This is a genomic window from candidate division TA06 bacterium (assembly GCA_016235665.1).
Taxonomy (GTDB): Bacteria; Edwardsbacteria; AC1; order AC1; family EtOH8; genus UBA5202.
In genome coordinates, this window is the sequence record JACRJI010000016.1 from 218450 (window position 1) to 234641 (window position 16192).

Consider the following 16192-nt stretch of genomic DNA (forward strand, 5'->3'; position numbering starts at 1 on the left):
TCATATGTCCGTACATTTTGAGCATCTGGTCCCCGTCCGGGATTTCAAGCCTTCCAGCCTGAAGGCTTTGATAGAAAGGATATTGAAAGTGGAATCCCGCCCGGGCTGCGACCTGACCGTGATCTTCACTGACAGCGCCCACCTGCGCCGTCTCAACCGCCGCTACCGGGGCAAGGACAAAGTGACCGATGTCATCTCCTTTGCCATGACCGAAGGAGCTGACTCCCGGTATAATGCAAAAGAACTGGGCGACGTCTATATCTCCCTGCCCCGGGCCCGGCGCCAGGCCCGGGAATACCGGGTCGCGGCCGGGGAGGAGATCAAAAGGCTGACGGTCCACGGGGTATTGCACCTTCTGGGATACGACCATGTCAAACCCGGCCAGGCCCCCAAAATGCAGCGCCGGGAAGAATTCTATCTTTACGGGAATTGACCCCGCAACTTGAAACAAAAGGGAGTGCTTAAACTTTGGATATTTCCATCTGGGGCGAACTGCTGTTGATCGCGGCGCTGATCTTTTTCAACGGACTTTTGTCCGCCTCCGAAATAGCCCTGATCACGGTCCGCAAAAGCAGCCTTAAGGAGCTGGCCCATCGCGGAGATCTGAGGGCCAAGTCGGCCTTAAGGCTTTTGGAGGACCCCTCCCGGCTGTTCGCCACAATTCAGATGGGCGTCACCTTTTTGGGCTTTCTGGCTTCGGCTGTGGCCGCCGTTTCCAGCTACAAGCTGGTATCCCAGGCCCTGGAAGGCGTTCCCCTGGGCATCATCTCCAAAAACAGCCATCCCATCGCCCTGGCCCTGGTCACCGCGGTGGTCTCCTTCTTCACCATCATCCTGGGTGAGCTGACCCCCAAGAACATCGCCCTCAAACATTCCCAGTTCATCACCCTGCTGGCCGCCAGACCCCTGGAGTTTGTGGCGGCGGCGGCCCGGCCAGCCATCTGGCTTTTGACCAAAGCCACCGACCTGGCCCTCTCCTTCTTCGGGATCAAGAAGGCACAGCTTTCCTCCAAGATCACCGAAGACGAGATTAAGGCCCTGCTTTCGGCCGGGCACGAGCAGGGGGTGCTGGACAGCAGCGAGACCGAGATGATCCACGGGATCTTCGAGCTGGGGGACAAGACCGCCCGGGAGATCATGGTGCCCCGGATCGACATGGTGGCGGCCCCTTCGGACCTTCCCATCGTCAAGGCGGTCAAACTGATGGAGAAGGCCGGACACTCCCGGATTCCGGTCTACCGCCAGACCATCGACAACATCGTGGGGATAGCCTACGCTACAGACATCAACAAAATTCTGCGCTCGGGAGTCAAGAACCAGCCGGTGGACGAGCTGGCCCGGCCCGCCCATTTTGTGCCCGAGTCCAAGAAGCTGGACGGCCTGCTGCAGGAGTTCCAGTCATGGAAGACCCACCTGGCCATCGTAGTGGACGAGTACGGCGGCACCGCCGGGATGGTCACTTTGGAGGACGTGCTGGAGGAGATAGTGGGCGAGGTCCGGGACGAGTTCGACACCGAGGAGCCGCTGTTCCGCAAAATCGACGAAAGGTCCTACCGGATCGACGCCCGGATAGACATCGAGCAGTTGAACGAAGCCCTGGGCTCCGATTTTCCCACCGAGGGTTTTGAGACCCTGGGCGGTTTCATCTACGACATCGCCGGCAAGGTACCGTCATCCGGGGAAAAACTCAAATGGCCGAAAGACCAGCCGACCTGGGAATTCACGGTGGAGGCAGTACGCAAGCGGAGGATCATGGCCGTCCGGGCCAGGCGGCTGATCAAACCGTCCTCCAAGACCAGCCCGCAGGACGGTGCAGGGCAGAGTACGCTCACAGAATGAATGGCGAGAACCGATGATCCAACGCACAGAAGCCGTCATTCTTAAGACCCAGAACTGGTCAGAGTCCAGCCGGATCGTCCACGCCTTTACCCGGAAATTCGGCCGGATGAAGTTCATGGCCAAGGGCGTCCGCCGTACTAAAAGCAAGTTCGGCGCGGCTTTTGACCCAGGGACCCTGTCCCAGATAGTTTTTTACCGCAGCATCAGGTCCGAGATCCACACCGCCTCCGAGGCCGCGGTGGTTTTTTACCCCGGCCAGGCTTGCAGGACGGAGAACCTGGGTTTTTTGGCCCCGGCCCTGGAAGTGGCCTACCGGGCCACCGACCTGGAATCTCCGAACCTGGCCCTCTTCAACAATCTGCTGGTGCTGATCAAGGCCCTGGAGCACAGCCCCGGCCCCCAGCACCCGCTGGCCGAGTTCTGTTTGGCCTCCATCAACAACCTGGGCTACCACCCGGTGCTGGACCGCTGCCTGGACTGCCGGAAGACGGCCGGGGATGAGCTGTTCCTGTTCTCGCTTTCGCTGGGCGGGCTGCTCTGCCCCGGCTGCTGCAAAAAACACGGCGAATCGGTGGCCCTGACCCGGCCGGTGCTTAAAGGCCTTGATTTCTGGCAACAGCACGATTACCTGCCTCCGATGGAGGCCGCCGATTCGCTGTTCCTGATCCGGCTGCTGGCCGAGTTCATCAACCACCACCTTTCCGGGCATTCCCGGCTGGTGTCGTTCAAATACCTGCCCCGGGAATGAAATCCAGCCTCAATGATATTTATGGACTCATATTTACGCAGATTATGTTGATATTGCTTTATAGTAAACCCACCATAACGTAAAACCCCCTGCCTTAAGGCGGGGGGTTTTACGTTTGTCAGATTAATATTATTCCGATGATTTTCTTTTGTTTTGTTTTTTCTTATTGGCCGTTCCGGTTTTCCCTGCCAGCATTTCATGGAACGATCTCAACAGTTCATTATGGGGATCCAGCTCCAGGGCCTTTTCCACCATGCCCATGGCCTCTTTGATCTTTCCCTGCTCCATCATGCAGACCGCCAGGTCGTTGAGCGTCCCGACGTTGTTCTCGTCCAGCTCCAGCGCAAACTCCAGCATTTTCTGCCCCCGCTTCAGGTCGCCGGACATGAACACCGCCCAGCCTAAAAGATGTGTGGTCTCGGGATGCCCGGGCCTTAAGTCCAGGCATTTCTCAAACTGGGTAGCCGCCTCCTCGAACCTGGCCTGATAGTTGTATAGTGCACCCAGTTCCTGAAGATAACCTGCCTCCTGTGGATTAAGCTTGATGGCCTCCTTTAAATGGACCTCGGCCTGTTCTACCTTTCTTTCGGCGATCAACAGACCGGCCAGCCCCCAGTGAGCGCATTCCAGCGAGAGAGGCTGCTGCCGGGCGATCCCCGGCAGTCCAGCCACCTCGGTCAGGTTGGCGATGGCCCCCAAGCGGTCCCCCTGCCTGACATTTTGATCGGCCAGGGAGAACAGCTCTTCGATCTTATTTTTTAATTCCATCTTCCTGGGACGGCTGGGTTATTCTTTTAAGTTCGTCCATGATCTCCTCGCGGGTGCAGACGTTCTTCTTGACCAGCACGTTGATCAGGGCCTGGATGGAAAGGGCGTTGGCCGCCACTCCCTGCTGAACGGTTATTCCCTTGCCATGCGGCGGAACTTCTTTTTTATTCCAAAACATATATCTATCCTGTTAATTATGGTTTAGCGATTACAATAAATGACCGCCAGCAAAAAGGACGAATCCTAGTCTACCGGGCTGTAAGCAGCGGTCATACCTTAAGAATTCAGGGTTTTTTCTTTTTGCCCTTGCCCACTTCTTCCTTCCGCCGTTCCATCCAGCTGCGGCGGTCGCTTTCAACCACCTGGCCGGTCTCTATCAGTCTTTTGAACTCTTCTTCGTTCAAGAGACGGCGCCGGTCGGATGGGGTACGCTTGGCGGCAAGTTTTTTCCTGGATTCAACAGTTTTCTTTTTGGTTGCGGCGGTTTTCTTGGCAGGCATTGATCGTCTCTCCGTTTTTTATTAACTGCTTTGACCGGTGAGTATTTTCAGAGCTTCCAGGTATTTTTGGCTGGTCTTTTCCACAACTTCTTTGGGAAGTTCCGGACCGGGGTCCTGTTTGTTCCAGTCCAGAGTGCTCAAGTAGTCGCGAACGAACTGCTTATCGAAGCTGGGCTGGCTCCTTCCCGCCTGGTATCCGGCCAGGGGCCAGAAGCGTGAGGAATCCGGGGTCAGCACCTCGTCTATCAGGATAAGTTCGTTTTTGAAGTCACCCATCTCAAACTTGGTGTCGGCGATAATGATGCCTTTTTCTTCTCCGATCTTTCGGGCTGCGGAATATATATCCAGTGACAAAAGTTTGACCTTCTCCGCCTTTTCGGTCCCGAGGATCTCGGACATCCTTTCGAAGGAAATGTTCTCGTCGTGGTCCCCGATCTCGGCCTTGGTGGAGGGTGTAAAGATGGGGCTCTCCAGCCGGCTTGATTCCACCAGGCCCTTGGGGAGCTCTATCCCGCAGACCTTCCCGGTCTTCTGGTAGTCCTTGAGCCCCGAGCCTGTCAGGTAGCCCCGGACGATGCACTCCACCGGCAGGGGTTTGGCCTTCTTGACCAGCATCGAGCGGCCCTCGAGCTCCTCCTTGTACTTTTGGCAGGTTGCCGGGAAATCCTTGACCTCGGTGGCCACCAGGTGATTTGGCATGATGCCCGACATTTTTCCGAACCAGAACTTGGAAATCTGGGTCAGTACGTAACCCTTGTAGGGAATGGCGTTGGGCAGGACCACGTCGAAGGCCGAGATCCGGTCGGTGGCAACGATGAGCAGGTGTTCGCCCAGGTCGTAGATGTCGCGCACCTTGCCCTGTGAGATCTTTTTCAGGTCAGGGAAATTGGTTTGGGTTATGATTTTCATAAGATCGTGATTGTTTGTATTATTTGTTGTATTTTAATTCTGCGTCCTGGGATTTTTTCTCCACTTCCTTCTTCATCTTCTCCCGCATTTCCTCCAGCTTTTTGGCGATCTCGGGGTACTTGATGGACAGAATCTGCCCCGCCAGTATGGCGGCGTTCTTGGCCCCATCTATGGCAACCGTGGCTACCGGGATGCCGGAGGGCATCTGGACCGTGGCATACAGCGCGTCCACCCCGGCCAGGGCACCGCTCTTTAGCGGCACGCCGATCACCGGCAAAGTGGTATTGGCCGCCACCGCCCCGGCCAGATGGGCCGCCAGTCCGGCCCCGGCGATGATGCACTCGAAACCTCCGCCTCGGGCGCCCTTGGTGAACTCGGCCACTTTCTCCGGGACCCGGTGGGCCGAAAGGATTTTGACCTGCGGGGTTATTCCCAGCTCCTTAAGGGTCTCGACGGCCTTCTCCATCACCGGCAGGTCGCTGTCGGAACCCATCAGAACCGCTACTTTGGGGTTGGGCATATGTTAGTCTCCTCGTAGAGTGGGGGCAATTCATGAATTGCCCTTACTTGATGTAGTTTTTTGTTTATCATAAGGACACGTCGCACCATACCGCTAGGTGATCGATATTATCTTGTACTTGATGCTGCCTGAGGGAACGATTATCTCGGCGGTATCGCCCTTCTTCTTGCCCAGCAGGCCACGGCCGATGGGGCTTTCCACCGAGATCTTGCCCGCTTCAAAATCGGCTTCATGGGGGCCCACCAGTATGTAGGTCTCTATGCTGTTATCCGAGAGATCCTTGACCTTGACCGAACGGCCGAAAACCGCCACCCCCTGGGCCAGCTGGCTTTCGTCTATCACCTCGGCCTGGGCCAGATCTTCCTGCAGTTTCCGGATCCGTGATTCTATCAGGCCCTGCTTGTCCTTGGCCGAATGATACTCAGCATTCTCAGAAAGATCTCCCAGGCTCCGGGCATGGGCCAGGGCGGCCGAAATGGTAGGCCTTTCCACCTTGACCAGGTTTTCCAGCTCGGCCTTTAATTTGGCCAACCCTTCCTTGGTTACCACCACTCTGCTCATGATTGACGCTTTATTATTTGTTTGGGTTTATTTTTTTTTGCCTAACAGTTCCAGCGTCTCTCCCACCAAAAACAGCGAACCGGTCACCAGCACCAGATCCTGGGGTGTGGCCAGTTCCTTGGCCCGCTCCAACGCCTGGGCCAGGTTTTCGGTCTCGATCACCGGCACCGCGAATTTCTTGGCCTCTTTCTTGATGGCCTCCGGGGAAGCCGCCCTGGAATGCTTGGCTTTGGTGATCACCAGCACCCGGCTTTGGGGAACCAGGTTGGTGACTATTCCTCCGATATCCTTGTTGGCCGATATCCCCAGAACCAGGATCCTGTTTTTGTCGGGATACAGGGTCTCCACCGCTTTCTTTAGCCGGTAAGCCGAATAATCGTTATGGGCCCCGTCCGCTATCATCAAAGGATGCTTGGAAACCGTCTGCATCCGGCCCGGCCAGTACACTTCCTTAAAACCCTTGCGGATGGCGGCATCGCCCACCTGCTGGTTGCGGAACTGCAATGTCCTTAAAGCGGCGAAAGCGGTGGCAGCGTTTTCGGCCTGGAAATCGCCGGACAATCCCAGTTCCACGTTGGTAAGTTTGCCAAAAGTACCGCCCAGGTCCATGCTCAAATGTTCCGGGTCCTGCTCCGATATTTTGAATCCCACTTCCTTGCCTACCTGAAACAGCCGGGCGTTAAGGTCCCGGCACCTGTGCAAAATGACCTTCAGCGCTTCGGCTCCCTGGGGAGCGGTGACCACCAGGCCGTCCTGCCGGATGATCCCGGCTTTCTCACCGGCGATCTCCTTAAGGCTGTCCCCCAGGATCTCGGTATGGTCATGGCTGATGTTGGTGATAACCGAGACCCTGGGATTTACCACGTTGGTGCAGTCCAAGCGCCCGCCCACCCCCACTTCCAGCACCGCCCATTCGATGCCCATCTCCTGAAAATAAAGGAAGGCCATGGCGGTCAGGATCTCAAATACCGTGGAACTTCCCCCGGCCGGGGAGGCGGTGTTGAATTTCTGTTTTTCCAAAAATGGCTTTAAGCAATCCAGCCTTTGGGCAAAATCGCGCTCCAGGATATTACGGCCGTTCAACCGGATCCGCTCGCAAAAGCTTATCAGGTGGGGCGAGGTGTACAGCCCGGCTTTGATGCCCTGGGCCCGAAGCGCGCTTTCAATAAAGGCCGCCGTGGAACCTTTTCCCTTGGTCCCGGCCACCAGAATGGACTTGAATGAATTCTGGGGATTTCCCACCTGGCTTAAAAGCTGGCGGAACCCGTCCAGGTTGTAGGAATCGTCGTGATATTTTTGTCCCGGTGCTTTTTCCAGGTCCAAAAACGACATCAAATATTCTATGGCGTGCTGGTAGGTCATTGGATTTTTCAGATGATTTGTTCCGGCTTTTGAGTAATAATTACGGCATATCTGGCCGTCCATAGCAGGACCGGTATACTGCCCAGCAGCACATCCCAGCCTTTGAGAATATTATAATGCCACGGCCAGTTCAGCAAAGCTCTATCGGCCAGTCGTTCCAGTCGCCAGCTGTAGAAGAATGCCCCCTGGCACTGCTTTATTGCGAAACCGCTTTTTTTAAGCAGAACCAACAGACTGTTCTTGGAAACGAAACCCTGAAATGGGACCAGCGACCATTCCCGGATATGGGTCTCCTGATCCAGAAATTTCACCGGCGTCCGCCGGACCAGACCCTTATAAAGCTTGAACCAGTCGGCCAGGGGAACGGTGACAATGAAACAGCCGCCGGGCCGGAGGACCGAATAAGCCTGGCTTACAGCCCTTTCCATGTTTGGGACATGTTCCAGCACCTGGCTGGCTATCACCAGGTCAAAACTGTTTTTTGCGAACGGCAGGTCTTCGGCCTCTGATTTGACAACATTGCCGAAACCCTTGGCCTTGGCCCGCTGCAGGGATATGTATGAAATGTCCAACCCAAAATATCCGGATGCACGGTTTCCGGTCAAGGCGTTTTTTAAAGACTCCGTCACATGGCCGTCGGCACAGCCAATCTCCAATACTTTCCCTGGATCTAATTTTGCCCCAAGGAACAATAGCGTTTTCAGCCTCATGTCCGGCCCGGCGTGCCGGTAGTAATTTTGGGAGCTTTCTCCGTCGTTTTGCGCCAGCCGGTCGTAATTGCGTTGGTCTAAAGGACGGATCATTGATCCTCGTTCTTAAAACAAAACCGGCTGACCCCGTTCGGCCCCCCGGCCCACAAACAGCCGTTCAGCGAATGCACTGACCACACCTGTTCATCCAGCAATCCGTCGGAGGCATGATAAACTTGGAACTGGTTCCGGTTTTTTACGAAACGGACCAGCCCGTTGTCTGTGCCGATCCAGACATTGCCGCCATCTACGGCCAGACAAAGGCCCTGCCCGGCGGCGTAATTGCCGGAACGGAGGAAGGTCCTGTAACTGCCGTCCCTTTTGTTTCCGGCCAGCAGAAAGTCCTTTCCCAGCCACCAGGTGATGGTGTCCTCGGAGATTACTGCCGCCATTGATTCTTCCAACATGGCTGGATCTGGGTCGTTATAACGCAAAGGCTTCAGGCTGTCCTGCCGGTCCAGCTTCAGGGCTCCCCGGCCGGTGGCCAGGTAGATATAACTCTGATCGGCGCTGATGCCGGTGATCATATGGTTCTCCAGCTGCGGCCAAAGACTGCTGGCAGACTTTATACTCCGCTGATAAAGGCCCAGTCCGTAGTCGGTGCCGGCCCATAGGCTGTCGCCTTCCAGATACAAGCAGTTTACCCGGTCGGATGGCAGTCCGTCGTAGGTGGTGATATTGCGGACGAAGTCGTCGCCCCGCTTGAAAGCCAGGATCCCCGAACCGGTTCCGGCAAAGACATCGCGGTCATCGAAGGCCGCCGCCATTATTGAATACCCGGCCAAGTCGGCATTGAACATCCGGTTCATCTGCTGCCAGCGTTCGCCTTCTGCCCCGATCAATGTGATCCCGCCCGGCCCGGCCAGGGCCAGGTTTGTCCCATGAGAGGCGATTCCATTCACTCCGGCGCTGGCCAAAAAACCCTTGGTGGCCTGGCTAAGTTTGCGGGAAAATGTGTCGTACTTCCACAGACCCAGGCCCCGGTACCATATCCAGGCTTCGGTTCCGAACTTTTCATAAGCCAGAGCAGTGATAGGATGGACTATTGCCCATTCGTCCATCATTTGAAAAGGAGCCAGGCCCAGCAGCCGGACATCATTCCTGATCTGTCTCAGGTCTAACGGACCCTGCCACTCCCGGAGTGCTACGCTGTCGGCGGATAGGGAAATTGTTCTGGTCCAGCGGTCTAAAAAATAAACACCGTTGGTGGTCCTGGCCCAGATCCCTTTCCCGTCAAAAGACAGGCCCTGCACCGGGGCCGGGAAGATCACCGGGCTGTAATAGAACTTGGAAAGAGCATTGTAGGGTGTGACGCTTTGGCCCGCGGCAAAATAGAAATCACCTGTCATGTGGTCCAGTCCGGCAAACTGGAAGTTCGAAGGAGGAGCCTGGGGCAGAAAGGAAAAATCCCATTTGTCAAGCAACTTGTCATAGCGGACCCCGCCGGAACCGGTGAAAGCGTAAAGATAACGGATATCGGCAATCAGGGTCCTGACCTCTCCGGCCAGGGTGCTGCCGCCGAAGGTTTTGAACTGCTGCCAGTTCCGGGGATCAGCCTGGGCAGCGGTTCCGGCGGCCAGCAGGACCAGCAGGTAGAATGTTTTCAAGCAGCGGCGCTTCACTTGATCTCGGTCTTTTTATCGACTTCCAGCACCACGCCCTTACGCCATACATATTTGCCGCCGTAGCTGTAATTCAGCAGCACATCGTAGGTGCCCGGCGGACAGGGGGTGACATGGTCGGGCCCTTCGATGGCAAAGCGCTCGGCCTTCTTGTCCGGTCTGGGCTTCCCCTTTGCCTTGGCGGCCGTGCCGGCCGGGTAGAAGTGCAGCATCTTCACCTCGAATTCTCCGCCGGTATAGGCCACCTCCGCGGCGTTGAGGTTGGTGGTGATCCGGCAGGAGACATCCGGCTTCAGCTCCAGGTTCTCCAGCCATATCATGTGCCCGCCGGCCCTGGTGTAGATGTCAAGGTACAGGTCATACTTGCCGCCCCTGATCTTCCCGTAATAATCCCCTCCCGGTGCATCGGGCGCCACTTTTACCTTGTGATCACCGCTCCTGAAGAATTTGGGAATGCTCCAGTTGCCGTTCTGCTCCCAGTTGCCATGATAGCGGTTGGTCTTGGTCTCGTAGTAGGCCAGGCCCTGGTTGGGTTCCGTCTTCTCGTTGATCGTGATCTGGACATCATGGAGGGTAACGCTGACCTTGGTGTCCGTTTTGGGCCTGATCACAGCGCCGGCCACCAAGAAACTGATATCCCCCGGGGTGCTGGATGACAGGGGGCAGGTAATCTTTAGGTCATAAATTCCCGGGGTCAGGGACGCAGAATCCACCTCCGCTCCAGCCTTGAGGATCTTGACCCCGTAGCCGCTGATCAGGTCGCCTACGGCGGTTACCGCCACGTCGATCTTTCCGGTGGCGGCAGGTTTCTGCTGACTGGCGAAGGTCTGGGCCGCCTGGACATAGTTCCAACCCTTCTCGGTGCGGACTGTCGCCCCGTTGTCCAGCTTATAGGAATAGTCCCTGATTACTTGGGCTTTCGGGCCGGCGGCGGCCAGCAGAAGAACCAAACAAAAGATGAACAGATTTCTCATCGCTCTATCCTTTCTATTGGTTTTTGGCATTCCCCGACACTTCCCCGTGCCGGAAGCAGCTCACCAAGTGGTCGTTGACCATCCCGGCCGCCTGCATGAAGGCGTAGCAGATGGTGGTGCCCACGAAACTGAATCCCCGGGCCTTGAGATCTTTTGACATATCGTCAGACTGGACGCTGGAGGTTGGTATCTGGCTGACGGTTTCCCATTTATTATCGATCGGCTGATATCCCACGAAGGACCAGATGTATTTTCCAAAAGTGCCGAATTCTTTTTGGATCTTCAAAAAGGCCTTGGCGTTCTTCACCGTGGCCTCGATCTTCAGCCGGTTGCGGATTATCCCCTGATCCGCCAGCAGCCGCTGGATGTCGGGCTGGGTGAACCGGGCCACTTTCTTGGGATCAAAGTTCTTGAATGCTTTTCGAAAATTCTCCCTTTTGTGCAGAATGGTGCTCCAACTTAGGCCGGCCTGAAAGGCATCCAGCACCAGGAACTCAAAGAGTTTTTGGTCATTGTGCAAAGGGACGCCCCATTCGGTATCGTGGTATTCCACCATTTGGGCGTCGTCCTGGGGCCAAGGGCAGGTTTGTTTTACAGTGATGGTCTGGTCCTCCGCCAATGCTGTTGAGGTTATTGTTTCAGTCTGTTTCTGGATTGGTGATCGTTGTTCATTTCTGCCGGGGCGGATTGGCCTTCGGTGCTGCCGGGGGCGGGATGAATGTGATTCCCGCTTCTTTTCTCACCTGTTCGATGTCCAGGTCATTGATCCACTTGGGCAGGTTAACGAACATCTGGTGGAAGCCAAAGCCGCCACCGGTCATTTCCCTGATAGCTTCCTCCTTGCTCCAACCCTGGACCGTCACCCGGTATATGGCGCACATCGTCCCGGTGCGGTCGGAGCCGTGCTGACAATGGACCAGCACCGGAGTCCTGGCGCTGTCGGAGACAATTTTCAGGAACCTGACCGCTTCCTCTTTTTCCGGATGCCAGGCCACCATGTATATGTGTTCCCCGGCCGGGCCGGTATTCCCGAGCTCATCCTGGTCGGTGTGAAACGACCTTAGATTGACGACGGTCTTGATCCCCAGCTGTTTGAGGTTCTTCATTCCCTGGGAGTCGGGCTGGGCGCTGCGGTAAAGGTCATTACTTACCTGGAAAAGATTGGGCACCCCGGCCAGGCTCACCGGCTGGGCCCAGTTGTCGGGGCGGGGACGGCCGGGATTGCAGGTCAGGGTAATGACCGCAATCAAGAGCAGTCCTAAAACTGTGAATATTTTCATTATATTTCCGGCCGGTTAGTGGCCAAATATTACCTTTGTCCCTTTATACCGTGAATACTTAAATATTCTTTTGCCAGCTCCGCCAGCAGTTTTGCCCCTTTGGGCAGCACCTCTTCATCAATGTTGAATCTGGGGTGGTGCCAAGGGTAGGCCGTACTGTTGTTCTTGCAACTTCCCAGTCTTAAGAAAGCGCCGTGAGCCTTTTGTAGAAAATAGGCAAAATCCTCGCCGCCCATCAAAGGGTCATTAATATATACCACGGCCGGACGGCCCAGCAGGCGGCTGGCAACGGCCTCGGAAAAATCGATCATCCTGGGATCATTGTGCAGCACCGGATATCCCCGTTCATATTCCACAGTCGCTGTAAGACCGTTGGCCCGGGCCGTGTTTTCTGCGATCTGTTTGATCCAAACCGGTATCATCTTCCAGGTATGGCGGTCAATGGACCGGGCGGTGCCCTCCAGCAAAGCGGTCTCGGGGATGATGTTGTGCTTGGTGCCGGAGACGAACCTGCCCACGGTGATCACCGCCGGCTGGGCCGGATCAACCCTTCGGCTGGCGATGGTCTGCAAAGCCGCTACCATCTGGGCCCCGGTGGTTATGGGATCCAGGCAGTTGTGGGGCCGGGCGGCGTGCCCGCCTTTACCCCTGATGGTGATCTTGAAATTGTCGGAGGCGGCCATCATCGGGCCCTGGCGCAAACCGATCCTGCCCGAAGGCAGGGATGAGTCCAGATGCAGACCGAAGACCGCATGGACCTTGGGATCCTCCAAAGCGCCGGAGGCGATCATCCCCAGCGCCCCGCCCGGCGGCGTCTCCTCGCCCGGCTGGAACAATAGCTTGATGCTGCCTTTAAGTTGATCCTTGTTGCCGGCCAGGATCGAAGCCGCCCCCAGCAGCATAGCGCAATGTCCGTCGTGGCCGCAGGCATGCATTTTTCCGGGATTCCGGGAGTGGTAGGAAACATCGTTTTCCTCCTGCACCGGCAGGGCGTCCATGTCGGCCCTAAGGGCCACGGTCCTTCCCGGGCCTTTGCCGTTTAGGAGGCCGGTCACACCGGTCCCGCCTACTCCGGTCTTCACCTGCCAGCCCAGGCGCCTCAATTCCCCGGCAATGGCCTTGGAGGTCAGGACCTCGTTGAAGGAAAGCTCCGGAGCTGAGTGTATCCTGCGTCTCCAGGTGATGACGTAATTTTTAAGCTGACTGTCTGAGGTTTTCATGGTAGCTTATATCTTGTTGCTGGCCTTTGTTTCTGCGTCTCAGGAAAGCATGACATAAGTTCAGCCCGCCGCCTGGTTCTTGCCCCCTGCCTTGGCCCGGTACAGTGCCTTGTCGGCGCTGTCCAACAGACCGTTATGGTTGTCGGAGTCGTCGCCCAGGCTGGCCACCCCGATGCTGGCGGTTATTTTGCCCTTGGGCATCACCGACTGGTTGGGAAACCTGTATTCAGCGATCTTCTGGCAGATCCGGCTGGCGATTATCAGCGCCCCCTTCTTTTTGGTGGATGGCAGTATGATGGCGAATTCCTCGCCCCCATAGCGGGCCGCCGTGTCCACCTTGCGCACCGCCCTTTTAAGAACCTTGGATATCTCTACCAAAAGCAGGTCCCCGGCTATGTGCCCGTTGGTGTCGTTGTATATCTTGAAGTCGTCCAGGTCCAGCATCAGCAGGGATAGCGAAAGCTGGTAGCGCCGGGCCCTCTCCACTTCTTCCTCGAACCGGTCCTGAAAATAGCGGTGATTGTAAAGCCCGGTCAAACCATCGGTCACCGCCGAGAGCAGTGTCTTTTCGTAGAGGTCCATCTCTATCACCTTGGGGTTTTCCAGCTTCTGCTGCAGGTTGGTGAAATAATCCAGCAGCGAAACCCGGATCCCCACGTTGCGGCCTAGCTTGGAAGCCAGCTCCAGCTTGTGCTTTAAAATGTTCTCCCAGTGGCTGCGGGCCTGCCCCTCGCTGAAACGCAGATGGGTCAGGGTGTAGATCAGGTCCCCGTAGAGGCTTGAGGTTTTGTCTATGAATCCGGCTTCCATAAGTTTGACCACCTCTTCTGTCTCTCCGTGGTCCTTGCCCAATACTTCAATGATCTCCTTGGTGAACCCATCTTTTTTAGACTTCATTGTGCACCTCGTTATTTAAGGTAAACTTTGAGGAACAGTTTATCCAGTCATTCGAGATAGTTCACTGTTGGCCGGTAATTTAATTGATTTTCTGGTGGCCGTGAATTATTCCTGCCTTCCACTCCTGCGTCCCGCCAGATACTGAGCCGCCAGACTGAGACCTGCCGAATTCATATTCGAAGGGTGGCGGGACTTCGGCGTGCAAGCTGGTTTCCTTATATTTATTCAGCGCCTTAGCTGGATTTACCGTCAATCCGGCAGCTTTCCTTGGGAGCGATGGGCGACATCTGACGCAACCGGGTAATGATGGCCGGCAATTCGGCTATCACGTAGTCCACCTCCTGCTCGGTGTTCTCCCGCCCCAAGCTGAAGCGCACCGATCCCTGGGCCGTTTCGGTGGGCACCCCCATGGCGGCCAGCACGTGCGACGGCTCCAGTGACCCTGAGGTGCAGGCCGAGCCCGAAGAGGCGGCTATGCCCTTGATGTCCAGCGACAGCAGAATGGACTCGCCTTCTATGAATTCAAAGCTGATGTTAAGGGTGCCCGGCAGTCCCTGGGTCATGGAGCCGTTGCGCTTGATGTGGGTGATGTTTTTCTGCAAACCCTGCCACAGCCGTTCCCTCAAGTCCGTCAGTTTTATGGTTTGGGATTCTCTTTCTCCGGCCGCCAGTTCGGCCGCTTTGGCTAAAGCAACTATACCCGCCACGTTCTCGGTGCCGGCCCGGCGGTTCTTCTCATGTCCGCCGCCGTGGATCAGCGAATGAAGCCTGGTGCCCTTTTTAATGTAAAGCGCCCCCACCCCTTTGGGAGCGTATATCTTATGCCCGGAGATGGAAAGCAGATCCACTCCCAGTTTTTTAACGTCGGTCTCTATCTTGCCAAAGGTTTGGATGGCATCGGCATGGAAAAAGGCATTCTGGGAATGACAGATGGCGGCGATCTCAGCCAGGGGCTGGATGGTTCCCACCTCGTTGTTGGCATGCATCACGGAGACCAGGGAAGTTTCAGGCGTGACCGCCTTTTTCAAGGCATCCAGGTCCAGCAATCCTTCGGAGTCAACCCCGATGTAAACAGGTTTTGCTCCGTGATATTTTTCCAGATATTCAAATGAATGCAGCACCGCATGATGTTCTATCTTGGAAGTGACCAGGCCAGGCCGGCCGGGCCTATTAGCAAAAAACACGCCTTTGATGGCGTGGTTGTCCGCTTCGGTGCCGGAGCCGGTGAAGACTATCTCCGAGGGTTCGCAATTCAACACCGCGGCTATCTTCCGGCGGGATTCTTCCAGGGCCTGGCGGGACGCCAGGCCTTGAGTGTGAAGGCTGGAGGCGTTGCCGAATCCGTTCTGATAGAAGGGCAGCATGGCCTCCAGCACTTCGGGACGCACCGGGGTGGTGGCATTGTGGTCAAAATATATAGCTGGCATAAAAAGCCTCCCTGATGAATTTTTTGCCGTTTCTAATCCAATGTCTGAAACGGCCAGTCAAAGATATTAAGAGGCATACTGGCAGATCCCGGGGCATTTTCCCGGTTCTTGAAGAAACGGCTACTGCTGCCCGAGCAGTCCTTTGCGCACCGCTTCCTTCTTGCTTTCCAGAGTCAGCACCTTGTCAACCCGGTCATCTATCCGGATGTTGGTGGACACCCGTAATGCCCCGGAAAGCAGGCATTTCTGGTGCATGGCCTGTGCCACCGCCAGAATATCATCCAAACTGCCTTCCAGGTTTGTGCCCATGGCCGTGATCTCGTACTTAAGGCCGGAACTGCGGGCCAGCCTGATGGCATCCACCACAAACTCGGAGATGCTGGGATTTAACGTCCCTATCGGGGTTACGCTGATCTCTGCTACCGGCATCGGGATGTCTCCTTAAGAAGTTATTTCTTGTCCCGGCGGGGCTAATGGAACTACTTCTTGGCTGCAGCTGTCTTTTTTACCGATTTGGCAGTGAGGTGCAGCACCTTCTTGCGTTCCTGTTTCTTGACCCGGGCTATTTTGAATTTAAGTCTCTGTCTTTTCTGTTTGTTCTTGCTTCTGGCCATTTTGATGCTCCTGTGAATTTAGTTGTTTATCGTTCAGTGTATTTTTCTGATTGGAGAATTAACCTGGATTATTTTGGTGAACGCAGACGCCGTAGTGAGCGTTAGTCGAACTATTAACTCAGATTAAAATGATTTATCTTGAGTACCAGACAACTTGAATGCAACAATTCCTGTCCTTCCTGGTTTCCTTACAATAACCGTC

The 16192-nt window shown here is 55.8% G+C and carries 19 protein-coding genes; 3 read left to right on the forward strand and 16 right to left on the reverse strand.

Annotated elements, in window-relative coordinates; translation table 11 throughout:
- Nucleotides 1-4 precede the first annotated feature (4 nt).
- From ybeY to recO, 3 genes are read left to right on the forward strand one after another with little or no spacing between them, the layout of a single operon-like run.
- Nucleotides 5-433, forward strand: coding sequence for an rRNA maturation RNase YbeY (ybeY, locus tag HZA73_11330; GenBank protein ID MBI5806612.1), 429 nt, complete (start codon nucleotides 5-7; stop codon nucleotides 431-433).
- Between the two features lie 35 nt (nucleotides 434-468).
- The gene (locus tag HZA73_11335; GenBank protein MBI5806613.1) at nucleotides 469-1839 is read left to right on the forward strand and encodes an HlyC/CorC family transporter; all 1371 of its coding nucleotides are present in this window, start codon (nucleotides 469-471) and stop codon (nucleotides 1837-1839) included.
- Nucleotides 1840-1852: 13 nt separating this feature from the next.
- Complete coding sequence (gene recO / locus HZA73_11340; protein ID MBI5806614.1) at nucleotides 1853-2587, forward strand: DNA repair protein RecO; 735 nt, start codon at nucleotides 1853-1855, stop codon at nucleotides 2585-2587.
- 129 nt (nucleotides 2588-2716) lie between these two features.
- Here the strand turns inward: recO and HZA73_11345 are convergent, their stop codons facing one another.
- The 16 genes from HZA73_11345 to HZA73_11420 all read right to left on the reverse strand — a co-directional run bounded on the left by HZA73_11345 (nucleotide 2717) and on the right by HZA73_11420 (nucleotide 15805).
- Nucleotides 2717-3355: a tetratricopeptide repeat protein gene (locus HZA73_11345; GenBank protein ID MBI5806615.1), complete on the reverse strand. Its 639-nt coding sequence runs from the start codon at nucleotides 3353-3355 to the stop codon at nucleotides 2717-2719.
- Nucleotides 3339-3533, reverse strand: a complete 195-nt coding sequence (locus HZA73_11350) for a hypothetical protein (GenBank protein ID MBI5806616.1) — start codon at nucleotides 3531-3533, stop codon at nucleotides 3339-3341. The genes HZA73_11345 and HZA73_11350 overlap by 17 nt, the downstream gene beginning before the upstream one ends.
- Nucleotides 3534-3639: 106 nt before the next feature.
- Nucleotides 3640-3855 carry a hypothetical protein gene (locus tag HZA73_11355; protein MBI5806617.1) on the reverse strand — a complete coding sequence of 72 codons (216 nt, stop codon included), beginning with the start codon at nucleotides 3853-3855 and terminating at the stop codon, nucleotides 3640-3642.
- Nucleotides 3856-3876: 21 nt separating this feature from the next.
- On the reverse strand, nucleotides 3877-4764 hold the full coding sequence (locus HZA73_11360) for a phosphoribosylaminoimidazolesuccinocarboxamide synthase (GenBank protein MBI5806618.1): 888 nt from the start codon (nucleotides 4762-4764) through the stop codon (nucleotides 3877-3879).
- Nucleotides 4765-4783: 19 nt separating this feature from the next.
- Complete coding sequence (purE, locus tag HZA73_11365) at nucleotides 4784-5284, reverse strand: 5-(carboxyamino)imidazole ribonucleotide mutase (GenBank protein MBI5806619.1); 501 nt, start codon at nucleotides 5282-5284, stop codon at nucleotides 4784-4786.
- 93 nt (nucleotides 5285-5377) lie between these two features.
- Nucleotides 5378-5845 carry a transcription elongation factor GreA gene (gene greA / locus HZA73_11370; GenBank protein MBI5806620.1) on the reverse strand — a complete coding sequence of 156 codons (468 nt, stop codon included), beginning with the start codon at nucleotides 5843-5845 and terminating at the stop codon, nucleotides 5378-5380.
- Between the two features lie 27 nt (nucleotides 5846-5872).
- Nucleotides 5873-7207 (reverse strand): bifunctional folylpolyglutamate synthase/dihydrofolate synthase, encoded by a 1335-nt coding sequence (locus HZA73_11375; GenBank protein MBI5806621.1) that lies wholly within the window; start codon nucleotides 7205-7207, stop codon nucleotides 5873-5875.
- 8 nt (nucleotides 7208-7215) lie between these two features.
- Nucleotides 7216-8010 (reverse strand): methyltransferase domain-containing protein, encoded by a 795-nt coding sequence (locus tag HZA73_11380; protein MBI5806622.1) that lies wholly within the window; start codon nucleotides 8008-8010, stop codon nucleotides 7216-7218.
- Nucleotides 8007-9563, reverse strand: a complete 1557-nt coding sequence (locus tag HZA73_11385; GenBank protein MBI5806623.1) for a hypothetical protein — start codon at nucleotides 9561-9563, stop codon at nucleotides 8007-8009. The genes HZA73_11380 and HZA73_11385 overlap by 4 nt, the downstream gene beginning before the upstream one ends.
- Nucleotides 9564-9574: 11 nt before the next feature.
- Nucleotides 9575-10552 (reverse strand): hypothetical protein, encoded by a 978-nt coding sequence (locus tag HZA73_11390; GenBank protein MBI5806624.1) that lies wholly within the window; start codon nucleotides 10550-10552, stop codon nucleotides 9575-9577.
- A gap of 13 nt (nucleotides 10553-10565) precedes the next feature.
- A complete protein-coding gene (locus tag HZA73_11395; protein MBI5806625.1) occupies nucleotides 10566-11153 on the reverse strand; it encodes a DNA-3-methyladenine glycosylase I in 588 nt (195 codons plus the stop codon).
- Between the two features lie 67 nt (nucleotides 11154-11220).
- The gene (locus HZA73_11400) at nucleotides 11221-11832 is read right to left on the reverse strand and encodes a tyrosine-protein phosphatase (GenBank protein MBI5806626.1); all 612 of its coding nucleotides are present in this window, start codon (nucleotides 11830-11832) and stop codon (nucleotides 11221-11223) included.
- Nucleotides 11833-11861: 29 nt separating this feature from the next.
- The gene (locus HZA73_11405; protein MBI5806627.1) at nucleotides 11862-13052 is read right to left on the reverse strand and encodes an amidohydrolase; all 1191 of its coding nucleotides are present in this window, start codon (nucleotides 13050-13052) and stop codon (nucleotides 11862-11864) included.
- 60 nt (nucleotides 13053-13112) lie between these two features.
- Nucleotides 13113-13949, reverse strand: coding sequence for a GGDEF domain-containing protein (locus tag HZA73_11410; GenBank protein ID MBI5806628.1), 837 nt, complete (start codon nucleotides 13947-13949; stop codon nucleotides 13113-13115).
- A 233-nt stretch (nucleotides 13950-14182) separates the two neighbouring features.
- On the reverse strand, nucleotides 14183-15376 hold the full coding sequence (nifS, locus tag HZA73_11415) for a cysteine desulfurase NifS (GenBank protein ID MBI5806629.1): 1194 nt from the start codon (nucleotides 15374-15376) through the stop codon (nucleotides 14183-14185).
- A 120-nt stretch (nucleotides 15377-15496) separates the two neighbouring features.
- On the reverse strand, nucleotides 15497-15805 hold the full coding sequence (locus HZA73_11420) for an MTH1187 family thiamine-binding protein (GenBank protein MBI5806630.1): 309 nt from the start codon (nucleotides 15803-15805) through the stop codon (nucleotides 15497-15499).
- Nucleotides 15806-16192 lie beyond the last annotated feature (387 nt).